Source organism: Neptunomonas sp., assembly GCF_016744175.1.
GTDB lineage: Bacteria > Pseudomonadota > Gammaproteobacteria > Pseudomonadales > Balneatricaceae > Neptunomonas.
This window is the reverse complement of sequence record NZ_JADGEV010000005.1, coordinates 113,386-138,657: the sequence shown is the minus strand read 5'-3', so window position 1 is coordinate 138,657 and position 25,272 is coordinate 113,386. Positions and strand designations below refer to the sequence as shown.

Annotated in this window: 21 protein-coding genes; 7 read left to right on the top strand and 14 right to left on the bottom strand. The window is 42.2% G+C overall.

From position 1 onward, the window contains the following. Nucleotide 1: 1 nt before the first annotated feature. Nucleotides 2-463, bottom strand: a complete 462-nt coding sequence (locus QZZ55_RS03710) for a hypothetical protein (protein WP_293265438.1) — start codon at nucleotides 461-463, stop codon at nucleotides 2-4. Then, nucleotides 457-1,911 (bottom strand): exodeoxyribonuclease I, encoded by a 1,455-nt coding sequence (sbcB, locus tag QZZ55_RS03705; RefSeq protein ID WP_293265436.1) that lies wholly within the window; start codon nucleotides 1,909-1,911, stop codon nucleotides 457-459. The genes QZZ55_RS03710 and sbcB overlap by 7 nt, the downstream gene beginning before the upstream one ends. A gap of 85 nt (nucleotides 1,912-1,996) precedes the next feature. Between sbcB and QZZ55_RS03700 the strand changes: the two genes are divergently transcribed. Continuing rightward, a complete protein-coding gene (locus QZZ55_RS03700; RefSeq protein WP_293265434.1) occupies nucleotides 1,997-2,425 on the top strand; it encodes a YchJ family metal-binding protein in 429 nt (142 codons plus the stop codon). 161 nt (nucleotides 2,426-2,586) lie between these two features. Continuing rightward, nucleotides 2,587-5,421: a DUF349 domain-containing protein gene (locus QZZ55_RS03695; protein WP_293265432.1), complete on the top strand. Its 2,835-nt coding sequence runs from the start codon at nucleotides 2,587-2,589 to the stop codon at nucleotides 5,419-5,421. A gap of 66 nt (nucleotides 5,422-5,487) precedes the next feature. Here the strand turns inward: QZZ55_RS03695 and phbB are convergent, their stop codons facing one another. Together phbB and QZZ55_RS03685 are read right to left on the bottom strand one after the other, a co-directional pair. Beyond that, nucleotides 5,488-6,237 carry an acetoacetyl-CoA reductase gene (gene phbB / locus QZZ55_RS03690; protein ID WP_293265430.1) on the bottom strand — a complete coding sequence of 250 codons (750 nt, stop codon included), beginning with the start codon at nucleotides 6,235-6,237 and terminating at the stop codon, nucleotides 5,488-5,490. A gap of 181 nt (nucleotides 6,238-6,418) precedes the next feature. Next, nucleotides 6,419-7,765, bottom strand: coding sequence for an MATE family efflux transporter (locus tag QZZ55_RS03685; RefSeq protein WP_293265428.1), 1,347 nt, complete (start codon nucleotides 7,763-7,765; stop codon nucleotides 6,419-6,421). A 106-nt stretch (nucleotides 7,766-7,871) separates the two neighbouring features. Here QZZ55_RS03685 and QZZ55_RS03680 point away from each other — a divergent pair, with 106 nt between their 5' ends. The 3 genes from QZZ55_RS03680 to QZZ55_RS03670 all read left to right on the top strand — a co-directional run bounded on the left by QZZ55_RS03680 (nucleotide 7,872) and on the right by QZZ55_RS03670 (nucleotide 11,567). Continuing rightward, entirely contained in the window at nucleotides 7,872-8,588 is a 717-nt protein-coding gene (locus tag QZZ55_RS03680; protein WP_293265426.1) for a 16S rRNA (uracil(1498)-N(3))-methyltransferase, read from the top strand. 192 nt (nucleotides 8,589-8,780) lie between these two features. After that, nucleotides 8,781-9,809 carry a Fe(3+) ABC transporter substrate-binding protein gene (locus QZZ55_RS03675; protein ID WP_293265424.1) on the top strand — a complete coding sequence of 343 codons (1,029 nt, stop codon included), beginning with the start codon at nucleotides 8,781-8,783 and terminating at the stop codon, nucleotides 9,807-9,809. 87 nt (nucleotides 9,810-9,896) lie between these two features. After that, the gene (locus QZZ55_RS03670) at nucleotides 9,897-11,567 is read left to right on the top strand and encodes an iron ABC transporter permease (protein WP_293265422.1); all 1,671 of its coding nucleotides are present in this window, start codon (nucleotides 9,897-9,899) and stop codon (nucleotides 11,565-11,567) included. A gap of 14 nt (nucleotides 11,568-11,581) precedes the next feature. On the opposite strand, the gene QZZ55_RS03665 is transcribed toward QZZ55_RS03670, so the two are convergent. The 10 genes from QZZ55_RS03665 to QZZ55_RS03620 all read right to left on the bottom strand — a co-directional run bounded on the left by QZZ55_RS03665 (nucleotide 11,582) and on the right by QZZ55_RS03620 (nucleotide 21,878). After that, nucleotides 11,582-12,631 carry an ABC transporter ATP-binding protein gene (locus QZZ55_RS03665; RefSeq protein WP_293265420.1) on the bottom strand — a complete coding sequence of 350 codons (1,050 nt, stop codon included), beginning with the start codon at nucleotides 12,629-12,631 and terminating at the stop codon, nucleotides 11,582-11,584. Nucleotides 12,632-12,784: 153 nt separating this feature from the next. After that, nucleotides 12,785-13,420 (bottom strand): TIGR04282 family arsenosugar biosynthesis glycosyltransferase, encoded by a 636-nt coding sequence (locus tag QZZ55_RS03660; RefSeq protein ID WP_293265418.1) that lies wholly within the window; start codon nucleotides 13,418-13,420, stop codon nucleotides 12,785-12,787. Continuing rightward, complete coding sequence (locus QZZ55_RS03655; protein ID WP_293265416.1) at nucleotides 13,417-14,127, bottom strand: TIGR04283 family arsenosugar biosynthesis glycosyltransferase; 711 nt, start codon at nucleotides 14,125-14,127, stop codon at nucleotides 13,417-13,419. The genes QZZ55_RS03660 and QZZ55_RS03655 overlap by 4 nt, the downstream gene beginning before the upstream one ends. A gap of 8 nt (nucleotides 14,128-14,135) precedes the next feature. Next, a complete protein-coding gene (locus tag QZZ55_RS03650; protein ID WP_293265414.1) occupies nucleotides 14,136-14,936 on the bottom strand; it encodes a sterol desaturase family protein in 801 nt (266 codons plus the stop codon). A 2-nt stretch (nucleotides 14,937-14,938) separates the two neighbouring features. After that, nucleotides 14,939-17,083, bottom strand: a complete 2,145-nt coding sequence (locus QZZ55_RS03645) for an FAD-dependent oxidoreductase (RefSeq protein WP_293265412.1) — start codon at nucleotides 17,081-17,083, stop codon at nucleotides 14,939-14,941. 99 nt (nucleotides 17,084-17,182) lie between these two features. Continuing rightward, entirely contained in the window at nucleotides 17,183-18,142 is a 960-nt protein-coding gene (gene arsS, locus QZZ55_RS03640) for an arsenosugar biosynthesis radical SAM (seleno)protein ArsS (protein ID WP_293265410.1), read from the bottom strand. A gap of 141 nt (nucleotides 18,143-18,283) precedes the next feature. Beyond that, complete coding sequence (arsJ, locus tag QZZ55_RS03635) at nucleotides 18,284-19,510, bottom strand: organoarsenical effux MFS transporter ArsJ (RefSeq protein ID WP_293265408.1); 1,227 nt, start codon at nucleotides 19,508-19,510, stop codon at nucleotides 18,284-18,286. Nucleotides 19,511-19,517: 7 nt separating this feature from the next. Next, on the bottom strand, nucleotides 19,518-20,528 hold the full coding sequence (locus QZZ55_RS03630; RefSeq protein WP_293265406.1) for an ArsJ-associated glyceraldehyde-3-phosphate dehydrogenase: 1,011 nt from the start codon (nucleotides 20,526-20,528) through the stop codon (nucleotides 19,518-19,520). 44 nt (nucleotides 20,529-20,572) lie between these two features. Continuing rightward, nucleotides 20,573-20,812, bottom strand: coding sequence for a thioredoxin family protein (locus QZZ55_RS03625; protein ID WP_293265404.1), 240 nt, complete (start codon nucleotides 20,810-20,812; stop codon nucleotides 20,573-20,575). A gap of 70 nt (nucleotides 20,813-20,882) precedes the next feature. Continuing rightward, nucleotides 20,883-21,878, bottom strand: a complete 996-nt coding sequence (locus QZZ55_RS03620; protein WP_293265402.1) for a permease — start codon at nucleotides 21,876-21,878, stop codon at nucleotides 20,883-20,885. A 394-nt stretch (nucleotides 21,879-22,272) separates the two neighbouring features. Here QZZ55_RS03620 and speD point away from each other — a divergent pair, with 394 nt between their 5' ends. Together speD and sulP are read left to right on the top strand one after the other, a co-directional pair. Beyond that, on the top strand, nucleotides 22,273-23,088 hold the full coding sequence (gene speD, locus QZZ55_RS03615) for an adenosylmethionine decarboxylase (RefSeq protein WP_293265400.1): 816 nt from the start codon (nucleotides 22,273-22,275) through the stop codon (nucleotides 23,086-23,088). Between the two features lie 430 nt (nucleotides 23,089-23,518). Further along, on the top strand, nucleotides 23,519-25,240 hold the full coding sequence (sulP, locus tag QZZ55_RS03610; RefSeq protein ID WP_293265398.1) for a sulfate permease: 1,722 nt from the start codon (nucleotides 23,519-23,521) through the stop codon (nucleotides 25,238-25,240). The last annotated feature ends 32 nt before the right edge of the window (nucleotides 25,241-25,272 follow it).

Sequence of the window (25,272 nt, the reverse complement as noted above, 5' to 3'; positions counted from 1 at the left end):
CCTAAGGCTTAGGAACAACAAATTGACGACGCTGTTGCTGTGGGGCCTTGGCCGCTTCACAAGCCTCTGGATTCCATAAACATTTCTCCGCTTCTTTATCATCATAGATGCGCTGAAATACTGCATTTTCTCCTTTAAGGTCTGATTTTGATAACACTTTCCCTGCTCTAAACTCCCTCACAAGCGGTAAGGGTGAAGGGGCTATCACTGTAGGAGGAGGTAAGTCCGAAGGTTTGTTTATATAAGAAATTTCAGACATGGGCTCAGAATCAAATACACCACGCTTTTTCCTATGATAGGCTGTTTTTCCATTATCGATACCTTCAGAGTAACCTGAAGGCAAAACAACATCATACGTAATGAGGTTGCTCTGTGTAACAACTAGCTGCTCTCCATCTGCTAGGGAAAGCTGCATAACAGCAAACCCTATTATCAGGCCAGAGAACCAGCGTTGCTTTACCATGACATTTCCATGGGATATATAGACTCTGCGTAAATCGCTAATTCTTCCAACACTTCTCTCTGATGAGTAGTAAGGTCAGGATCTTGATACAAACCATTCAGGTGCTCATAAAATTCCTTCATTGTTAACAACCCCCGCTTATCTTTCACTAGTAGCCTGTCACTACGGTACTGCTCCCACTGCGATTGCTGCTCATCAGTAAGTGTCCAAGGATAGTTACGAGCACGGTAACGAAAAAACATCTCCTCTAGTCGAGGGTCTTGGAATGCAAACTCTAACTCTGCAAGCGTATTAGGGTCGCATTCACGCACCTGCTGCATCATCTTTTTATCAGTGTCATTAAAAAAACCACCTGAATACAACATATGGTCAGGATCACCATCGGATTCAAAACTGTCTTCACTCATTACATCGGCTAATTTTGACTTTAATTCAGGATAATTTCTTAAAACAGCTAAATGAGATCGACACTCATCACCAATAATAGAAAAACGTGCCGCTTCATCCTTATTCAACATACCGGCGGGCGCCAAAATAGGACACTTATTAATATGAACTTGTTTTAGAGCAATCACAGGATCAGTATCTGTGCGCTCTTGACTAGGCAAATACATATAATGACGGATATCTTCCACTGACAAGGTCAGTAATGGTGTAGGATCTACTCGTAAATCCCATACAAGCGTACTGTTCTTATTAACAGGATGCTGTATTAAAGGCGCTATGACTGCCAAATTACCTAACATGGCAGAGTACCGGGATGATGCATGGAGAACCGGTTTCATAGACGTTACATCTAGCATGCGCTGAGCTGCTGCCTTATCCTTATTTGATAATACAAACTCATACAGTTTTGGTTGTCGCTCTTTAATCAGTTTAGCCATGGCAATTGTTGCATAAACATCTGATAGCGCATCATGAGCATGCCCATGATCAATTCCATTAGCTTTTGTAAGATCTTCAAGACGTAAGCTCGGATTTCCGTCTGCATTGTCCGGCCAAATTATCCCCTCAGGGCGTAATGCACGCGTTAACCGCAACATGTCAATAATATCCCAGCGAGAACAGCCATTTTGCCATTCACGAGAATATGGGTCGAAAAAATTACGATATAAGGTATAACGTGTGACTTCATCATCAAAACGAATGCTGTTGTAACCCACAGCACACGTACCTGGTTTAGAAAATTCAGCATGTATTTGAGAAATAAATTCAGCTTCGCATAGGCCTTCTCGAATTGCTTTTTGAGGTGTAATACCAGTAATTAAGCATGCTTGAGGATGAGGCAACACATCATCAGCCGGCTTACAAAATATCATAATGGGCTCATCAATGATGCTTAGGTTCTCATCGGTACGAACCCCAGCAAACTGTACAGGACGATCTCTTTTAGGATCGATACCAAAGGTTTCATAATCGTGCCAAAAAAAAGTGCGTTCCACTGTCATTGTTTTCAATTATCCGTGATAAATACTAAGTAAGCAGGCTATAATAACAGGCAAATAGTATCAGATTTGATAGGGAGGATTACACATGCTGACCAGTCAAACAACAGAACATCGTTGTCCATGCGGATCAAGAAAACCATTTGCATTTTGTTGTGAACCCTATATTGAAGGTCAAAAGCTAGCACCAACAGCCGAACAACTCATGCGCAGTCGTTATACGGCCTTTGCACTCGGTGCTATTGATTACCTTATAGACACTACTGCTCCTGAGAAACGCGATGCTATAGATCGCGCTATTATTGCCGAACAGATCCAGTTTACGACATGGACTGGACTGACAATACTCAACAAAGAAGCCGGTCATAAAGATGATAGTCAGGGTATGGTTGAGTTTGAAGCTTCATTTGAAACCGAAGAAGATCAGTGCGTTTTACATGAATGCTCAAATTTTTATGCTAAAGATGGTAAATGGTTCTATCTAGATGGCAATGTTGAAGTCAGATCAATTGCCTAATTTAAAATCATGCCAACAGAACAGTTTAATCAGGTGAATATGAAACATCCCTGATTAAACTTGCCGTCAAGGCTTTTACTGACCACGCCAAGCCCTTAGAATAGGTCTCCCCATTCATCTGGACATCCATCGTCCAGTTTTGCTAATACAAGAAATCGTTCATGTTATCTAAGTTTTTTAAGCCTAAGTGGCAACATACCAATCCAGTTACTCGTTTGAATGCTGTTAAAAATTTGAGCGACGAACATGATGATCAATACCTTATCCTGTCTGATTTAGCTACTCGAGACCCAGACATTAATGTTAGACAGGCAGCAATAGCTCAGATCACGAGCGTTAGTAACCTAATTCAGCTTTTAAAAACCCCTGATGCTGATGCTGACACAATAGAGACACGTTTAGTTCATAAGCTGAACAATGATACCAACCCACAAATACTGTTCGATCGACTGACTAAGGACATCGAACAAGCACTCATGTGGCGAATTATCAGTCAAACGTCTTATCAGGATTTGCAAATAGTTTTGGTCAACAACACCGATGACCAGAACCTATTACTAGAAATAGCTACATCTTCAGTGCCTATCAGTACCCGTAAAACTGCAGCGGGGCATATTTCACATCCTGATTTGATTGAACAACTGCTAAAAATAACGAAACAAAATGACAAAGCTATTTATCGTATCATGCGCGATAAATTGAATGAGATTCGTGAAAAAGAGAAACAACAACAAGGGCTACTTGAAAAAGCCAACGTAATTATTGAGCAAACAAACCATCTTTCCCATTGCGAGTGGTACCCTCTTTATCCAGCAAAGCTTGAAGCACTGAAGCAAGAGTGGAGTCAACTCCCTCTCGCTACAACAGAGTCTTATCAATCACAGTTTTCTGACGCATGCAGCACATGTCAGAATAGAATTTCAGCTATCGCTGATGTAGAAGCAGCAAAGATACAAGAAGAACTTGACACTAAATTAGCTCGCGAACAAGTTGACACACTATTACAACAACTACAGCATTTCATCACGAGCACAGAAAACATCCTATTTTCTCAACAAGATGAACAGGTTATATCGCTCACACAAGAGCAAGATAATTTTAAAAATCAGTGGGAAAGTATTAGTAATATGGCATCAATTGGCCAACAAGATTTATACAACCAACTGAACGGAACACTAAGCAAAATTAGCACGCATGCAAGATCTGTTGAAGGTAAGCTAAATGAAATTGCTGAATTTTTACTGTTAAGTGAACGTAGCAACTTCAAGAAAAAGCCTCTTCAAGAGCAATTAAAGCAGGCAAATAAAGTTCGAACAAAAATAGCATGGCCTACAAATATCGAGCGCCCGGCACCATTACTACAGTTAGATGTCGTCATAGAACACATTATCAACAAGAAACAACTAGAAACGATAAAAGCCACGGAGCTGTCTGAAAAACTACAGACTCAACTCACCCACCTTGATAGCTTAATTGAGAAGGGTGAAATTAAAACTGCAGAGAAAATATCCCGTAAAGCAACCGAACAACTGTCACAACTTAAAGGCTCTTCTAGAGATGCTTTTGAACAACAATTTAAAAACATAAACACTCGGTTAGATGAGCTCAAGGACTGGCAAGGCTATGCCGTAACTCCAAAAAAAGAGCAGCTTTGCTCCGATATGGAGAACCTTGTCTCAACGGACATCCCACCACAAGACAAAGCAAAGAAAATTAAGCAACTTCAACAGCATTGGAAATTGCTAGATGCCACCGATCCATTTCATTCTCAAGCTATTTGGAAGCGCTTCAAATCAGCTTCAGATAGTGCATACGAGCCATGTGAGGCATACTTCTCACTACAAAATGAAGCCCGTCGCTACAACCTGCAACAAAAAGAGCATATCTATAAAGAAGTAGCCGCCTACCTTCAGCAAATAGATTGGGAAAACTGCGATTGGCGTGCCATTGAGCAAATAATCCAGACAGCTAAGCAAGAATGGCGCCGCTTCACTCCTGTAGACAGAAATCCAGGTCAGACACTGCAAGTAAAGTTCAATGAGTTACTTATTGATGCAGAAACACGCTTCCAAAATGTCAAAGAAGCCTCAATGGCAACTAAAGAGAAGCTAATTCTAAATGCCGAGTTATTAACGACAGCCGACGATGTAATAGACGCTGCAGAGCAAGCAAAAAACTTGCAGAAAGACTGGAAAGAGTGCGGCCCAACATTTCATAGTCAAGAACGTAAATTGTGGAAATCTTTTAGAGTTCACTGTGATGTTATTTTTCAACGCTTACACGATCAAACACCTTCACGCGAAGCAGCACATGCAGCTAAAGTATTGTTAAATCAATTTACTGATGAACTCTTAAGTTTTGAAGAAGCACCACTTCACACGAAGAAAAAATCAGAACACATTAACGAAGCACGCCAGCTGATTGAACAATTCAAAGATACCTTACCTGTTAAAGACATTGAAAGGTTCAATAAAGCAGCACGCTATTTGGAGCAGCAAACCAATGCTCTCAAACGATTCTTAGAACATGCTGATAATATTCAATTGCAAGAACATGCTTTCTTGTGTGAACAATTTGAAACACACCTTCTCGATAATTCAGCAGAGAAAGCAACAGAAGAATTTTTTGCTAGTTGGACACTGGCCTCCAACAACAGTTTGCATGAAAAAATTCACAAGCGCCGTCAACAAATAGAATTAGTAGCCTCTGGAGACAACAGCCTTAATACTTTGCTAATTAATGCTGATAACGCACTACGTGAAATTTGCATACGCTTGGAAATAGCGCTCAACATTTCCTCTCCAGACCAAGACCAAGCATTACGAATGGAATACCAGATGCAACGTTTACAAAAGGCCCTGGAGCAACAACAACAGCCTGTAAACCTTATAGACATCAAAAAGCTGGAGCTAGAAGCCTCCACTATTCCTTTTAGTAAAATGAATGAAACATTGAGTAAGCGTTTCGAAACACTCATCGAAACTGTATTTGATTAAGAAGTTATTTCTTAACAACAAAAAACCCGCTTAAGAGCGGGTTTTTCTATTCTCACAATGGTGTCATTAAGACATGTGAAGACCACCATTGATAGACATATCAGCACCTGTGATATACCCAGACTGCTCTTCAGCCAAGAAAGTTACGATACGACCAATTTCTTCAGGTGTACCAAAACGTCCTACCGGAATAGTAGAGCAAATTTTCTGCTGAACTTCGACAGCAATTTTAGCTACCATCGGTGTCATTACATAACCCGGAGAAACTGTATTAACAGTAACACCTTTAGAAGCAACTTCTTGAGCCAGTGCCTTTGTGAAACCATGTATACCGGCTTTAGCGGCAGAGTAGTTACACTGTCCAAACTGGCCTTTCTGTGCATTCACAGATGAAATATTGACAACACGACCAAAGCCTTTTTCCAGCATTGGATTAATGACCAAACGAGTCATATGGAACATTGAATCCAAGTTTGCCGTTAGAACTTCGTCCCACTGATCCCAGCTCATTTTCTTAAACTGGCCGTCACGAGTGATACCTGCATTATTAACGAGTACATCAACTGTACCACCTGTTAGTTCTTGCACGGTAGCAATACACTCTTCGCAAGAAGCTGTATTTGTCACATCACCATAAGCCACATGAATATCATAACCATCAGCTTTTTGTGCTGCTTGCCATGCTTTTGCTTTTTCGTGATTACCACCACTGTTATAACCTGCTACTACTGTAAACCCACTATCCGCCAGACTTCGGCATATTGAAGCACCCAGCCCACCAGTACCACCTGTTACAAGAGCAACCAACTTACCCATATTCACATCCCTTTTCTTTCAATTTATTGTGTTTTATATAACTTACTTTTTTATTTTTCTAAGAAGTCTTAGAACCGATCATAGACCTAAGGCTTCCATTTAATAATATGACTTTGGTTTATAGTCTTTAGGATAGTATCTGATTGTTAATGATTAATGATAGGCCTGAGTTATCTTAAAATCATTGATGCACCGCACTCTTTGCCATCAACAAACGACTGACACTTCTATACGCTATCCATGAAGCGGCGGTATTTGCCAACACGAATGCTACAAACATTGCCTGCAAGCCCCATAGTTCATTTGCTATCCAAGACATAGGTATAAAAAACACAAATAAACGCAAGATGCTAATACGCATCGCTCTTAAAGGCTGGTGTAACGCATTTAATGTTGACGCACTCAAAAAAATGACCGCCTGCATCCCAAATCCAAGTGGCACAATACCCAACCACATGATTAAAGGCCCTTTGATCAATTCAGAGGCTGCGAATAACTCCGCAATAGCGTCCTGAAATAGCAACAACATCAAAAATACTAAGAACTGCCAAACAAGTGCAAACTTAATGGCCCCCTGATATGCAGAGATAACACGCTGTATCTGCCCTGCACCAAAATTTTGGCTAACAAAGGGCGGGAGTGTCATCGACAAAGCCAAACACACCAACAAAGAAAGTGACTCAAGCCGGTTCCCTACCCCAAATGCAGCTACAGCTTCTGCCCCATGTTGAGCAACCATTGCTGTTAGTACTCCTCCTGCTAATGGCGTCATCATATTAGATAAAGCAGCAGGCAAACCTATTTTCATTACTTTTAACCAGTGTCCGAGTATTCTCCCAATGACAGGTTTCATCAGTACTATTAATCGATAGCGCCGATAAAGAACATAAATAACGATGACAAATACACATGTCCAAGAGATCACGCTTGCCATAGCCGCTCCCTTAATACCAAACGCAGGTACCGGCCCCCAGCCAAAAATGAACAAAGGATCCAATATTAGGTTAAGAGCGGAAGCCCCTCCCATCACAAGTGCAGGTGTTTTAGTATCCCCTCTTGCACGCAAGGCACTGTTGGCGACCATATTGGTAACTACAAAAACAGCACCAAACCACCACACTCCCATATAATCAAGAATGTAAGGCAATTGTTTAGCTGTCGCTCCCATCACCGTAAATAAAGGCGCCATAAAGAGCTGCGCAACCAAACTAATACACAGCACCACAATGAGAGTCATCATCAGATTGTCTGTTGCAAGCTCAGCCGCTTTTTCTTGCTGGCCCTGGCCTATTAACCTGGCCAGAGTTGCAGATGTACCTATTCCGAAACCAATAGCCAAACTGACTACAGAGAAGGTTACCGGAAAAGTAAATGCCAACGCAGCCATCGGCGCGGTCCCTAAAAGGGAAACAAAATAAATATCTGCTAAATTAAACAACATCAAACTAACAATCCCTACCATCATCGGTAAGGTCATGCGAAGAAGTGTTGGACGTATAGTATCTTTAAGTAAATCAGGCGTAGCCATAAAGAGCTCAGTTTAAAGTAAGAAGCTATCCTAACGGCTGCTAAGCAAAAGAAAAACCGTCATAATGGAAGAATATGTTCCCAAGATGCAATCAAACGGATAATTAATGAATTTAATTCTTTTTACTGAAGATGATTTTTGCAATACGGACAGCATTTGCTTACGTGATAGACGCCATAAACATATATACGACATTCATCAAGCTCAACCTAACTCAGTATTACGTGTTGGCCACATTAATGGCCTTAAAGGTACAGGACAAGTTATTGAAATTGATCATCAAAAAGTCACATTACAAATAAACCTTACTATAGCCCCCCCAACCGCACTGCCTTTAACACTATTACTAGCCTTACCAAGGCCTAAAATGTTAAAACGCATTATGCAAACAGTAAGTACTATGGGCGTAAAAGATATTTATTTACTGAATAGTTTCCGTGTAGATAAGAGCTACTGGTCAACACCACTTTTATCAGATAGCGCGATTCAAGAACAACTTCAATTAGGCTTGGAACAAGCGGGTGATACCCAAATGCCTTCTGTACACATAAGAAAACGATTCAAACCTTTTGTTGAAGACGAGCTCCCTGCGATTAGTGCCAATACTAGAGGCTTAGTAGCTCACCCCTACAATGCCATTTGTTGTCCAGAAGCCACAATAACACCGACGACACTAGCAATAGGTCCAGAAGGAGGTTTCATTCCATATGAAATTGAGAAGTTTCAACAATCAGGACTAACCCCTTTTCATGTTGGCGAACGGATTTTACGAGTAGAGACTGCCATTCCTGCCGTTATTTCAAGACTCTTTCCTGTTATTTAATCTGACGCAACGTTTCCTTAAAACCTTCTGCATCTATGACATGAATCATGGAACATAAACTTATAGGATAATGGTATTGAGAATTATACTCATCCGCATTGACATTACGCATGTTAACGATAATAATTCGCGTTACCTTTAAGGCAGCTTATTGCTTAACCAAATTATTTATTACAGATTAGGGTAAAAATCATGTTACGTAAGTCTCTGTTTGCATTCGCCACCCTCACGACCGCTCTTAGTTTCAACTCAATGGCACAGGCAGAAGAAGTTAATATTTACTCTTATCGCCAGCCCTTTTTAATTGAGCCGCTGCTAAAAGCATTCTCAGAGGAAACGGGTATCAAAACTAATGTTGTCTTTGCAAAAAAAGGTTTACTCGAACGCTTACAACATGAAGGCCGCAATTCACCAGCCGACATTTTATTAACTTCCGACATCGGCCCTTTGTTTGATGCAACCGAAAAAGGCCTCTTCGCGTCATTCAATAGCGATATCGTTAACACAAATGTACCTCAACAATTTCGTGATCCGGAAGGCCGCTGGGTTGGTCTTACATCCCGAGCACGCTTAGTTTACTCGTCTAAAGAGCGCGTTAAAGAGGGTGAAATTACTTCTTATGAAGATTTAGCGGATCCAAAATGGAAAGGCCGTATTTGTACTCGCAGCGGAAAGCACACCTACAACCTGTCTTTGATTGGCAGCATGATTGCGCATCATGGTGAAGAAAAAACTGAAAGCTGGTTAACTGCAGTGAAAGGAAACCTTGCACAAAAACCACAAGGAAACGACCGAGCACAAGTAAAGGCAATAAAAGAAGGCGTCTGTGATCTTGCGCTAGGCAACTCTTATTACTTTGGCAAAATGCTAACCAATGAGAAAAACCCAGAACAAAAAGCATGGGCAAAATCAGTTAACCTAGTTTTCCCGAACCAAGCTGATCGCGGAACTCACATGAACATATCGGGCGCGGGGATTACAAAAAATGCTCCACACCCTGCTGCTGCACAGAAATTAATCGAATTCTTAACTCAGGCAGAGTCTCAAAAATTCTATGCTGATGTTAACTTTGAGTTTCCAGTACGCCCAAATACTAAACGCTCTGATCTAATCGAAAAGTTCATGGGTGATTTCAAAGGCGATTCTATCAATTTACAAAAAGTATCAGCTCAACGTTCTGCTGCTGCAAAACTAGTTGATAAAGTAGGTTTTGATAATTAAGACGAACGTCTTTTGTTGACAAAACACTAGTGACTTTAACACATTAAAACGGTAGTCTTCGCGGCTATCGTTTTATTGCTCTGGCTAATGAATACACACTCAGTTACACGTCCAATTAATGCTAGCAATACTACCGGTTGGTACACTAGCAGTTGGGGAGCCGCATTATTAGTTGCGCTTCCTGTTCTGTCGGTGTTCTACCTGGCTTTATTTCCAGAAGAAAATATCTGGCGACATCTTGCCGACACTATTTTGCCTGTTTATATAAGCACCACACTCAAACTACTGATAGGCGTTGCTACTCTATCCGTTATTATTGGCGTCACGACTGCATGGCTGGTTACTATGTGCCAGTTTCCTGGAAAGCGATTTTTTGAATGGGCCTTGCTGCTACCTTTTGCCGTACCGGCCTATGTGATTGCCTATATTTATACTGACATCCTCGAATTCTCTGGCCCTATTCAGGGTTTTTTACGAGGTATATTTGGTTGGCACACTGTTAAAGATTACTGGTTTCCTGAGATCAGATCACTTCCAGGTGCTATTTTGATGTTGACTCTAGTCCTATACCCCTATGTATATTTAATGTCCAGAGCGGCATTTTTAGAACAATCAATGAGCCTCAAAGATGCCAGTCGCCTCATGGGCTGTACTCCATGGCAGAGCTTTTACCGGATATCTTTACCCATTGCCCGTCCTTCAATAGCCGTTGGTTTAGCATTAGTTTCCATGGAAACACTCAACGATTTTGGAACAGTCGACTACTTTGCAGTGCAAAGTATGAGTGCTGGCATTTATGATACATGGCTTAATATGGGGAACTTAGGCGGGGCTGCTCAGATAGCAACTATGATGATGATTTTCGTCGTTGTACTTATTGCTCTTGAGCGTATTGCGCGTGCCAAACAAAAGCAATTTCACAGTACTGATCGCTTCAAAGCAATTCAAGCTTATCCTCTAAACCGCCTACGTAGTATTTTTGCTTTTTCCGCTTGTTTACTGCCAATATTACTCGGCTTTATAATTCCGGTTGCACTATTAGTGGCCTACTCTATCAGCCATTTAGACCAATTTTTTTCTACAGACTTTTTACTGCATGCTGGCCACAGTTTCTTACTATCTGGAAGCGCTGCCATACTGTGCTTAATTCTCGCTGTTCTATTAACCTATGCTAAGCGCCTAAACCCCAATAAAATCGGGCTAGTTTCTGCAGTGCGCTTCTCCAGCCTAGGTTATGCTTTGCCTGGAGCGGTACTCGCTATTGGTGTCATTATTCCACTAGCCGCATTTGATAATACCGTTGATGCATGGATGCGATCTCAGTTTGATATATCAACAGGGCTTTTACTAAGTGGAACTATTTTTGCTGTTATTTTTGCTTATTGTGTTCGTTTTTTAGCGGTAGCGTCCGGTGCTGTCGATAGCTCGCTAAACAAAGTAACTCCCACAATGGATATGGCTTCTCGTTCATTAGGAATGTCTCCAGGCAAAACGCTTATAAAAGTTCACTTCCCCCTCATCAAAGGTGGGTTATTAACCGCTATGCTAGTTGTATTTGTTGACTGCATGAAAGAGCTTCCCGCCACCCTAATTTTAAGGCCGTTCAATTACGATACGCTAGCAACTTTTGTGTATCAGTACGCTTCAGACGAGCAACTAGAAGAATGTGCATTAGCGGCATTATTAATAGTACTGGTAGGAATTATCCCCGTTATACTGCTAAGCAAATCTATTACAGGCACTCGTTCAGCACATTAAGCAGAACAATTTTTCTATACGGGAAATACGATGGGTCTATGAACTGCCACTTCAATCCCTACAATATTTCCAACCTTAAAAGGCAACAACTCTCTGACAATCGCCGATACCGTACGACCTGAGTCCAGCTGAAGTTGATAGCGTGTCGCATCTCCCATAAACTCTCGACTCAACACAGTCGCTTTGGCGTGCCCATCGTTATCAACAATCGGGGAAATATCTGCTGGCCTGATAAACAAGTTCACAGGGTGTTGCTGTGGGACTAATAACGGCTCAGCAAATTCAAGTAATCCTAATTCAGTCTGCACCTTAGTTTCAGAAACACAAACGCCCTCAAACAGCTCTCCTTCTCCTACAAATTTAGCCACCTGAACAGTTTCAGGTCTGTAATAAAGTGATTCAGCTGTTCCCCACTGTTGTAACTTTCCATCTGCCAATATTCCCAAAACATCACTGATGACAAATGCTTCTTCCTGATCATGCGTTACAACAACAGCCGCAATTTCCTGTTGCTTAATAATATCGCGAACCTCTAATGAAAGCTCTTTGCGCATCTCAGTATCTAAATTTGAAAATGGCTCATCCATTAATAACAATCGTGGTCGAGATGCCAACGCTCGAGCCAAAGCAACACGCTGCTGCTGACCTCCAGAAAGTTCATGAGGGAAGCGTTTAGAAAGATCTGGCAGCCTCACTAATTGCAACATAGTCTGAACAATATCATTCTTTTGTGACTTGCTTTTGCTCTTTAAACTAAACGCAATATTATCTGCAACACTTAAATGAGGAAAAAGAGCATAGTCTTGGAAAACCATGCCCATCTGGCGCTTCTCTGGAGGTAACGTTGCACTTGAAGAAGAGAATTCGCGTCCATGCATGCGAATAGAACCCGCTGTAACCGTATTAAAGCCAGCTAAGGCTCGTAATAAAGTTGTTTTCCCACAACCACTTGGTCCTAATAAACAAGCAATCTCACCTTCATTGATTGAAAAGCTAACACCTTCAACAATCAATTGATTTGCATAAGCACAAGAGAGGGACTCAACAGACAGCAATGAAGACATTTAATACAACCGAATATGCTTATATTTGAGAACGTATAATAGATGAAAACATTTAGCAGTTATAGCGTTAATACTGAGCCAAATTTAAGCGAAGAGACGTAGCCACGCCTTAAAAGCGATCTCTATATGATGAGTTATTGGATTGCCTCTCAGTTAAGCCTGATATAAGGCTGGGAAGCACTTGATTAGCCTGCTAAGGTCTTCTGGTCTGTCGACATCCCATACACAAGCGGGTTCACTCCACCTTACACTTTGCTGCTTAAGCTTAACTCTGGTTTGCGACATGACGTTTTCAGTGCCCCATTCAATATCAGAGAACAAAATATCAAATTCTCGATTACTCTTCTTAAAGCCTACCAACGCATAACCACCATCTTCAGCGGGTAAAAAAACTGCATCGTGGCTTTCTAGTGCGCGACCACACTCCCCTAATAAGACTGTGTCTATAGCGGGGCAATCACTACCCACCAGCATTGCTCCTTCTTCATGATGATTCGCCAAAACATCAGTCAGCGCATTTTTCATCCGCTCACCAAGATCTACGCCTTCCTGAAGCTTATGCGTCAAGGGGTAGGTAGCTAACAAGTAATCAATAAAAGGATGGACACTCCCTTCTGGCGTAAAGAGATAAATAGGAAAACATGCTGATTCTATTGCTCGCTGGACTGTGTGCTCCACTAAGCGTGAATGTAACTGAGCAGCGCCCTCGGCGCCTAATGCAGGTATTAAACGCGTTTTGGCTACTCCTGCTACTGGCGCCTTAGCGAAAATAATTAAAGCGGTACTCATTTATTTTGTTTCTCTATTGGGTAGCCATAACGCTGCGCGAGCTCTTCAGGTGCGTCCCCACACCAGTACGCCAACCTTAGCAACCACATTAAGAAAATCGTCTTAAAAACGCCCTTCTCAGCCCAACGACGGCCAGATGTCTTTACTTTCTGTCTAATACAATACGGTTTTGTTTCTCGAAGAAGTCGCCGGGATATTTCAATATCTTCCATCAACGGTTGATCCGGGAAGCCTCCCACTTTATCAAACAATGAGCGGCTAACAAATATCCCTTGGTCACCCGTAGCTATGCAGGTCGCTCTGGAGCGATTATTCATAAAAAAAGCAACCACAGGCAGCATCCAGTGCTTTCCTTCAATCGTCACATCAAAGCGTCCCCAGAAATCACAACTATCATGGCTAACAAGTAATAGTTCCATTAGGTTACTAGGGGGTTCCGTATCCAGATGTAAGAAAAAATACAGCTCAGCCGAGGCGGCTTTAGCTCCCTCATTCATCTGCTTAGCACGGCCAGCAGGTGACTCCACAACCTTATCAACCCATGAACTGGCCAGATCTACACTACCATCTTGGCTCCCGCCATCGACCACAATAAGCTCACATTGTGAGCGAAAATGCTGTAGCGATTGTAGCTTTGAAACAATAATTTCTGACTCATTCAATGCCGGAATGATAATCGAGACTACTGGTTTTGTTAGCACTGTCATCAACACACCTAACGCGTTGAGCGCCACTTTTGCAGAGGCAGCTTAAGTAATGCTAAAAAGCCTAGAGCAGATTGTTGCCGATGTTCAGACAAACCCAATTGCATTTGCTGATGATTATCCTTGGGTTCAACCGTGTAGGTTGAAAAAAGCCGATCCCAAATAGACAGAAAAAAACCATAGTTGCTGTCTGTTTCTTCCTGATAGACAGAATGATGGATACGGTGCATGTCGGGAGTGCAAAAGACCCAGCGAAGAGCGCTATCTAGCCTCGACGGTAAACGGATATTGGCATGCGTAAAAATTGCTGAAGCATTCAGTATAATTTCAAACGTAATAACCACCAGGGGATCTATTCCCAACACTACAATTATTAAGGCTTTATAGATCAGAGATAATACAATTTCTACCGGATGAAACCGCAAAGCAGAAGTCACGTCTAGATCCAGATCTGTGTGATGAACTTGATGTAGGCGCCACAACACAGACCATTTATGTGTAATCCAGTGCTGGCACCAAATAGCCATATCCAGCAGTAAGAACCCAACTACCGACGATATAACCGTCGGAAACTGCAACCAATAAAACAAGCCGATTTGTTCCTGCTGGGCCCACACGGCAGTGGTCACCGCAATGGCCCCTACAGTCATGCGCACAATCAAGGTATTCATCAAGATAATAGCTAAATTTATACGCCAACGCGTTAGTCGGGATTCTCGCCAAGCTCGCTTTGGGCGTAACCATTCAATACCGGCACACACCACAAAAGCGCCCAGAAAAAAAATCAGTCTAAATGTCGCTTCATCTTGCACGTCTAGCTCCTACGCCATGCATGAAAACGAGCCAACCATACCATGATTTTGGGCGAAACATGTGCTCGTTTCCACTCACCTGCAGCGTATTTATTGGCCTCTGAAAAAGTGGGATAAGTATGGATGGTTCCCAATAGCTTATTCATACCTAAACCGTACTTCATCGCCAAGACAAACTCAGCTAGTAACTCAGCACTGTGCTTACCAACAATGGTTACACCTAAGATTTTATCTTTACCAGCAACCGTGATGACTTTAACAAAGCCGTGATCATCCCCATCAGCAATAGCACGGTCTAGATCATCAATACCATAACGTGTCACTTCATAAGCCAGACCTTGCGCCTTCGCTTCGCTTTCACTCAAGCCAACGCGTGCCACTTCAGGGTCAGTAAATGTCACCCACGGAATAACACGGTAGTCCACTTTAAAGCGCTTAAAACCACCAAACAGAGCATTTACTGCGGCAAACCATGCTTGGTGTGCAGCAACGTGAGTAAACTGGAAAGGCCCGGTAACATCGCCACACACGTATACATTTGGAAAGCGAGTCTGCATAAAACCATTACAGTCCAGCGTTCCATTTTCACGTGTTTCTATACCTAGCGTTTCAAGACCAAATCCGCTGGTGTTGGCTTCACGCCCTAGTGCTAACAACAACTTATCAAAGGGTAGCTCGACAGTTTCTCCTGCCTGCTCCACAAGTAAGTAAGCCTGCTCTTCTCGTACGACCACTTCTTTAGCCGTACTAGACAAGTGCAGAGTAATGCCTTCATCTACAAACTGCTGCTGGACCAACACTTGAGCGTCTCCGTCTTCTCTTGGCATCAAGTGAGGTGCGCGCTGCACAACACTCACATCACTGCCCAACCGGGAAAATGCTTGGGATAATTCACACCCTATTGGTCCGCCACCTAATACGATAAAAAGCTTCGGTAATTCGTTAAGTTCCCACAAGGTGTCAGAAGTAAGATAATCTACCTGATCTAACCCTGGGATATTAGGAATGCGTGGACGCGCGCCTGTGGCAATGATGACGGATTTTGCTGACAAGGTTTGCTGCTCACCGTTCTCTTTCGTGACCGATACTTCCCAAGGAGAGACAATAGTGGCGCATCCTTGGATGACATCCACACCGAGATTCGTATAACGCTCAACGGAATCATGTGGTTCTATCTGTTCTATAACATTTTTTACACGCCCCATGACTGCAGAAAAATCAACTTGGGGTTCAACTGACTGAATTCCAAACTGATCGGCTTGTCGCATTTCATACGCTTGCCTAGCCGAGCGAATTATTGCTTTAGAAGGTACACAGCCCGTATTTAAGCAATCTCCTCCCATCTGGTGCTTTTCAATAAGTGTCACTTTAGCCTTCACCGCTGCAGCGATATAAGCACTCACAAGTCCACCACTACCCGCGCCAATAACAATCAGATTAGTATCGAATTTTTTCGGTTTATTCCAGCCTTCATAAACCTTACGAGCTTGAACAAGTTCTACAATTTTTCTCGCAATGAGAGGGAATATTCCCAACAAAGCAAATGCACCAATAATCTCAAACGTCAAAATACCCGATAAAGAATCAATTTTAGCCAATTGAGTACCGGCATTAACGAACACCAAAGTACCCGCTAACATTCCTAACTGACTCACCCACCAAAATGTTTTGGCAGGCATTCGTGTAAGCCCCATTAACAAGTTGATCATAAAGAAAGGGAAAATAGGAATCAGGCGTAAAGTAAACAGGTAAAAAGGACCGTCTTTTTCAACACCCTCATCAATCGGTGCGATAGAGGAAGCAAACTTACTGCGCACCCAATCACTGATTAAATAGCGAGAAGCTAGCATCGCTAAGGTAGCCCCTAACGTTGAAGCAAAAGAGATCAGTATGCCTCCCCATAGCAACCCAAAAAGTGCTCCGCCGGCCAGCGTCATAATAACGGCACCGGGAATCGACAACGCAGTAACCAAAACATAAATAAGGAAAAATGTAACACTAGCACCAACAGGGTTCAGGTCTCGCCAAGATGACAATTCTGTCTGTTGAAATTTAAGATTTTCCAGCGTCAACAATGAAAAACCGCCGGACTGCCAAGTTATCAGCAACGCAACAATAATGACTAATACGACTAACAAACGCTTCATCGGTTACTCCCGATAATAATTATTTAGGCTAGAGCCTTACCTAGCAATACTGTTTCAGTAGGCTCAACGCTCTTAACTAGAGACTTAATGAAAATATACTTAACTCAGTGCACCACCACAGCTTGACCCTTGACCCGCTGTACAACCGTAGCAATGGTCTCCAATCCGTATTGCACTTTCTTGTAGTCCTTCTTCGAGCAAAGCGCCTAAGTGAACAGGCTCACGACTACTACCTAAAGGCATTTTTAGCTGCTGATTAAAATCACAATCATGCACAAAGCCTTGCCAATCAACCGACACTAAAGAACGACACATAAGACTATCCAACGTTGCTTCATTAAAAGAAGCACGTAATAGATCCATATAAGGAAGAAAGGTCTTTTTAGAAATGAGCATGCTGCCAAAACGTTGGATAGGCATATTTGCTAGCGTAAACAAATTAGAAAATTGCACACCATAGCGGGCATATAACTCAGATTTATAAGAAGCCTCTAAAGCTACCTGTTCCGGCGGTAAAACAGGACCTTGGGGGTTATAAACAAGGTTAAGTACTTTGCCTGAGTTTTCTTGAGCATATCCAAGTTTATTGAGTTTTGTTAACCCTTCTATGCTCGCTAAGAAAGTACCATCACCGCGTTGAGCGTCAACATTATCTTCTAAATAACAAGGCAGTGATGCCACCACTTCGACATCATGTTCAGCTAAAAACTCCGCAAAATCTTCATAGCCAGGCTCACAAAGAATGGTCAAGTTACAGCGATCTATGACCTTTACGCCTAACTTACGTGCTTCAATAACTAAACGCTTAAAATGCTGGTTCATCTCTGGTGCGCCGCCCGTTAAATCGAGCGTAGTGATGCCAAACTTTTCAACAAAGTCCAACATCAACTGCATCGTTTCCCAATCCATCTCCTCGGTGCGTTTTGGGCTGGCCGCCACATGACAATGGAGACAAGATTGATTGCAGCGATAGCCCAAATTTGCCTGTAACGTATCCAATTGAGTACGCTTTATGGCAGGAAAGTCTGTCTGAATCAGGTGTGGCAGCATTTCATGCATATGAGGTTCTCTTTTACTTTTTGATTTATTAAGGTTAGTCGAATGAAATACCGAAACCTTACATTTCTTTTAAATAATATTTTATCTATTAAAAAACAACGAAGGCTATCGTGACATAACAAGCTGAAACGAAAATGAAATTTAAATCTTTTGAGGCAATTTAAATGAGATAAGCCACGCTAAAAGCAGGAATAGCGACGATATCCACAAACACGCCTCCAATCCATAGAGTTGATACACTCCACCTGAAAGTAACGTACCCACCAGTCGCCCCATTGCATTTGCCATATAGTAAAAACCGACATCCAGCGAAACGCCGTTTTCTTTGGAATAACTCACGATAAGATAACTGTGCAATGACGAATTCACGGCAAAAAAAGCACCAAACAGCATCAATCCGCCAATCAAACAGGGCTGTAGCCATTCAGCCGTAAACCGCACATCCATACTCACGCTAAGGGTAATAGCCATCAATGCGGGAATTATTAAGAGCGGAAGCAACCAAGCGACGGCCGTCCGGCCATCCGGCACTGTTCCAGATCGCTTGCCTGTTACATAAGGAGCCAGAGACTGAATAACACCATAGCCAACCACCCAGCAAGCCATAAAACTACCGACCGACCAATGATCCCAATCAAGGGTCTCAGCAAAAAACACAGGAATCGCCACGACAAACCAAACATCTCTGGCGGCAAAAAGAAATAATCGTGCAGCAGATAAAACGTTTACAGCTCGGCTTTTTGAGAATATTTCTTTAAATTTCGGCTTACTTTTGGTTTTACCTAATGATTTCTTTAGATTCAAAATCGATATCATCCAGACAATAAGTAAACCAACAGCCATCATCAAAACTGACGAAGTAAAACCAAACAGTGTCAGTAGTACACCACCCAGAAAAAAGCCCACGCCTTTTAAAGTATTTTTAGAACCGGTTAACAACGCTACCCATTGATACAGCTTGCCCTGAGCATCTTCTGGAACGAGCAGCTTAATGGCACTCTTGGCGCTCATTTTATTGAGGTCTTTCGCAATACCCGATAATGCCTGCGCGGCCATCACCCACGCAACCGTCAACCACGCAGCGGGAGCCGCTAGCATAATGAGCGCCCCTACTTGCAGTATCAGCCCGACATTCATTGTCTTATTCAAACCAAGGCGAGCGCCCAACCAGCCACCGGCTAGGTTAGTTATCACACCAAACACTTCATAGAAGAGGAATAAAAACGCGATATCTAATGGGGAATAACCCAAAGCATGAAAATGGAGCACCACCAACATGCGTAGCGCTCCATCCGTCAATGTAAAAGCCCAATAATTGGCAGTGATAAGCAAGTACTGACGGATATCAGAAGAGATTGATGCAAACATGGAGCAATTACTTCTGATCAATCAACCCGACCTTTTTGACCAATTCAGCCGTCCGGTTCGCGTAACCCCACTCATTGTCATACCAGATGTACACTTTTACCTGCGTACCATTCACCACCATAGTTGATAAGGCATCAATAATACCTGAGCGAGGATCTGTCTTGTAATCAATAGAAACGAGTGGACGCTCTTCATAGCCAAGAATCCCTTGTAGCTCTCCTTCTGCTGCGTCTTTAAATAGTTGGTTCACTTCTGCTTCAGTGGTTGTTCTCTCAACTTCAAAAACACAGTCAGTTAGAGAGGCATTGGCCAGCGGTACGCGAACAGCATGGCCATTTAAGCGGCCTTTTAACTCAGGAAAAATATGAGTGATTGCCGTTGCTGAACCCGTCGTCGTTGGAATCAAGCTCATTCCGCAGGCGCGCGCTCTACGTAAATCTTTATGCGGCGCATCCAAAATAGTTTGTGTATTTGTGACATCATGAATGGTGGTCATCGAACCATGACGAATTTTTAGGTTTTCATGAATCACTTTAACTACAGGAGCCAAACAGTTAGTCGTGCATGATGCAGCCGTCACAATATCGTGGAGTTCAGGGTCGTAGAGGTGGTCATTTACACCGAGCACGACATTAAGTACACCCTCCTCTTTAACAGGTGCACTCACCACCACGCGCTTTATTCCTTGATCTAAATACCCCTGTAACAGCGCTTTGGTCTTCATTTTCCCTGACGCTTCAATAACGATATCGCACCCCGACCAGTCAGTATCCGTAATAGCTCGGTTATGGCTCACGGTTAAAGACTTATTACCGACAAAGATACGATAACCTTCGGCTCTTGCATCATGCTGCCAGCGCCCATGCACAGAATCAAAATTTAGTAAGTGAGCGAGCGTAGGTGCATCTCCACCTGGGTCATTAATATGCACGAACTCAATTTCAGGCCAGTCCCATGCTGCACGCATTGCCAAGCGGCCAATACGCCCAAAACCATTGATACCCACTTTAATCGTCATTTTATAATCCTTAATACTTTTCTACAGAGCGCTTATACACGCGATTATGCGATCGCTAACCAAGCTTCAATATCTGATCTATGCGGAATAGAACCCGAGTGCATTAACTGCTCATCGATCACGACAGCGGGTGTACTCATCACACCATATTCCATAATAACAGCAAGATCTGTCTCTTTCATGACAGTCACATCTACACCGGCTTCAGCAGCCAAGCGTGTAATAATCTCTGCTGTCTTTTCACATTTACTGCAACCAGAACCTAATACTTTAATAATTTTCATATCATGATTCTCCCTCAGTTATGGTCAAACTTCTTATAAATACACTCAAGAGGACACTTTAAAAAGCACACTATGTGGCTGTTATTAAAAACAACCCTATACCATTAAAAACCCATCCTACCAGTGTAAAAGCACATAACAGTAAACAAAATAAAATAGCTAATAGCTTCCACTGCATTACTTGTTTTAGCAAAATGAACTCAGGAAAACTCGCCGCTACAGTACTCATACAAAATGCTAACGTAGTCCCTATCGGCAAACCTTTAGTAATGAGGCTTTCCATCACAGGGATAACACCGGTTGCATTTGAGTATAAAGGAATGCCTAAGCCAACAGCAGCAGGCACAGACCACCACTGCCCTTGTCCTAAATTCTGAGCAAACCAACCTTCTGGTACAAATCCATGTAGTGCAGCCCCTAGCCCAACACCTACAATAACCCACTTCCAAACCCTGCAAAAAATATCGACCAGTTCATCTTTAGCAAACTGATGACGTTCAGACAAACTTAAACGTCTACTCTCACCTTTAACAGCAGACTGTTTAGCTTCCATATAAGCTTTTGCAGCAAAAGGTTGCAGCATTTTTTCTGCCTTAATAAGATCCAGAAAAACACCACCGATAACACCAACAGAGATGCCAACTACAATATAGATCAGCGTAAACTTCCAACCCAGTAGGCTACCGAGCAACACAATGGCAACTTCATTAATTAATGGAGATGTTAGTAAAAATGACATAGTAATTCCTACAGGGATCCCCGCCGATGTGAACCCCAGAAAAAGAGGAATACTAGAGCAAGAACAAAAGGGAGTTACCGCACCAAAGAATGAACCCATGAGATAACCCACAAAACGGCTTTTACCTACTAGCCAACTACGTACCGATTCAACATTCATTGAAGCTCTTAGTAACGCAATCAGGTAAATCATTACCACCAATAGAGCAAAAATCTTAGTGGTATCTTCAATAAAAAAATGCAGTGCGTCGCCCAATTTAGTCGAAGCGCTCAAGCCCCACAGGTCGTACACCAACCAATCTGCCAATAATGTGAAACTATCTAACATAATGCACCTGCCTGTTTACTTAGTACTGCCATAGCTCAACATTTAATATTGCAATAGCTTATACCAGCAGAATAGCGCGACCTTTAGCATTACAGCATTGATTTAGACGAGTATATTGTCTGATAATCGCCCGAAACCCATAGTTTATACAAAAGAACAACAAAAACAAAAAAATCAATAAATATCAATAGCTTAAAAAGATATAATTTTTTTAATTATCAAGTGAAAAATATACGGCCGATTTTATTTCTCCAGAAATGCCGACGAAGCAAAAATTATTCTTTGTGTTTAGGCTAGCCTCGAATAAAATAAAGCTCGCCTTCAATCCATACCGGATTGAACTATCATTCAGTGCGTTATTTACGCGGTCTGCAACGGTTGGAGACTTACGACGTTGTCATCGAACGGTAAAATTACATTACAAGGGTTTAACAACCTAACCAAGAGCTTAAGCTTCTGCATCTACGATGTTTGCTATGCACAAACGGCTGAACAAAAAGCTGAGTATATTGAATATATTGATGAGCAGTACAATGCTGACCGGCTTACTGAAATTTTAAGTGAAGTCTGCGACATCATTGGTGCCAACATTCTTAACGTAGCCCGTCAAGACTATGAGCCCCAAGGTGCCAGCGTTACTATATTGGTTGCCGAAGAGCCATTAAAAGACTCAGATGATGTTGATAAGACAGAGCAGCCAGGTCCATTACCTGATTCAGTCGTTGCTCACTTAGATAAGAGTCACATCTGTGTTCATACTTACCCAGAAAGTCATCCAGATGATGGTATTTGCACCTTTAGAGCAGATATAGAAGTGTCTACCTGTGGCATTATCTCTCCACTAAAAGCACTCAACTACCTGATACACAAGTTAGAGTCCGATATCGTTACAATCGACTATCGAGTACGTGGCTTTACCCGTGATGTGAAAGGTGTAAAACACTATATCGATCACGACATTAACTCTATTCAGAACTTTATTAGCCAAGATATTCATGACCAGTACCGAATGCTTGACGTAAACGTGTATCAGGAAAATATTTTCCACACTAAAATGATGCTAAATGATTACGATCTAGACCAATACCTCTTCGGAACTACGGTTAATGATTTAAAAGATAATGAAGCAGAAGAAGTATCTGAACGTCTTTTCAAAGAGATGAATGAGATTTTCTACGGCCGCAATATGCCGGATATGAAAAACCACTAAATAAAGCACATTCCCCACTTTTTCTACATAAGGCCAGTCTCAGTTAGCTGGCCTTTTTTTCGATGCACCTAAATGAAAAACCTACCTAGAAGTTCAAATTACACCTAGTAAAAAACATCTAGAAATTACGTTAACGTCTCCTCATTACTCACCTTAAACATGTAACATTAACGTGCTTACTTTACCTAACAATCATTAAAAACAAAGCATATTCCAAAAAATTATATTATTATAATCAAAATCACAAACTAGATTATGATCACGCTGCGAAATACTACCCTAAGTCGCTGCTCCGTCTACGTAAACAGCTTTGCCAGCTAAAGCAATGCAGAGTTACTCCGGCGTGATGCTAGAACTCATTTGAAATAACCTAGTATTTTTTGTGAAAAACTAATAAAGATATTTGACGCTCAGCATAAGGATTAACAGTATGTTTAAACGTTATTTGCCGATCTTAGAATGGATGAAAGTATACGATCGCCAAATGTTTAGTAGCGATGCCACAGCTGCCATAATTGTTACAATAATGCTAATCCCGCAATCTCTCGCTTATGCTTTACTGGCAGGATTACCAGCAGAGGTAGGCTTATATGCCAGTATCCTACCCTTAGTCGCTTACACTATTTTTGGTACCAGCCGCACCTTAGCTGTGGGACCGGTTGCTGTTGTATCACTCATGACTGCTGCTGCAGTCGGCAATATTGCTGCACAAGGAACAGAGCAATATTTAACAGCGGCAATAGCATTGGCTTTTATATCTGGGGCTATGTTAATTCTCATGGGTATTTTTAAATTAGGATTATTTGCGAATTTCCTAAGCCACCCTGTCATTTCTGGTTTTATAACAGCATCGGGACTAATTATTGCTGCTAGCCAACTTAAGCATATCCTCGGCATTGACGCTAGCGGACATAATCTACTTGATATTGTATTAGCACTGGGAGGCCAAATAGCACAGACGAACCTTCCAACGTTAATAATGGGCATAGGTGCCATCACTTTTTTATTTTGGGCAAGGAAGCATTTCAAAAATTTATTACTTAACCGCGGACTTAATGCTCGACTTTCAGATCTAATTGCGAAAGCAGGCCCTGTCTTTGTTGTTGTCATCACAACGTTAGTTACTTGGGGAGGGGATTTACAAAGCAATGGTGTGAAAGTCATTGGCGATATTCCTCAAGGACTCCCCTCATTAACACTTCCTTCATTTGACCACGAACTTTGGCAACAACTGTTTCTATCTGCATTACTGATTAGCGTAGTAGGGTTTGTAGAGTCAGTGTCAGTAGCACAAACACTTGCAGCCAAACGCCGTCAGCGGATCTCTCCAGACCAAGAACTTATAGGTTTAGGTACATCTAATCTCGCTTCCTCATTTTCAGGAGGTTTTCCTGTTACCGGAGGCTTCTCTCGTTCGGTAGTAAACTTTGATGCGGGAGCGGAAACACCTGCCGCCGGGGCGTTTACAGCCGTAGGTATTGCGCTTGCAACTCTACTGCTAACGCCTTTAATCTTTTTTCTACCAAAGGCAACACTCGCGGCTACCATTATTGTTGCTGTATTGTCTCTCGTTGATGTTGCTGCCCTAAAGCGTACATGGACATACTCTCGCAGTGACTTTTCAGCCATGCTGGTCACAATAACAGTCACACTTGTTCAAGGCGTCGAGCTAGGTATTATTGCTGGCGTAGGACTTTCCATATGTCTTCATCTGCACCGTACAAGTAAACCCCACAGTGCTTTAGTTGGCCAAGTTCCGGGAACCGAGCACTTCAGAAATATCGATCGCCATAATGTAAATACCGACGAGCACATTCTGACACTACGTATAGATGAGAGTCTATATTTTGCTAATGCACGCTACTTAGAAGATAGAGTCTATGAGTTAATTTCACAAAGCCCTGCTATTAAACACCTGATACTAATGTGCCCTGCTGTAAATCTCATTGATGCATCCGCTTTAGAGAGCTTAGAAGCTATTAATGCACGCCTTAGAGACAGCGGCGTTATTTTTCACCTCTCAGAAGTAAAGGGACCTGTTATGGATAAACTAAAGCGCAGCCACTTTTTAGATGACCTTACGGGACAAGTATTTCTTAGCCAATTTACGGCATGGGAAGCACTACGCACGCAAAAAAAAGCACCACTTTAGACCTATAAAAACACACCTACAGAAGGATTGTT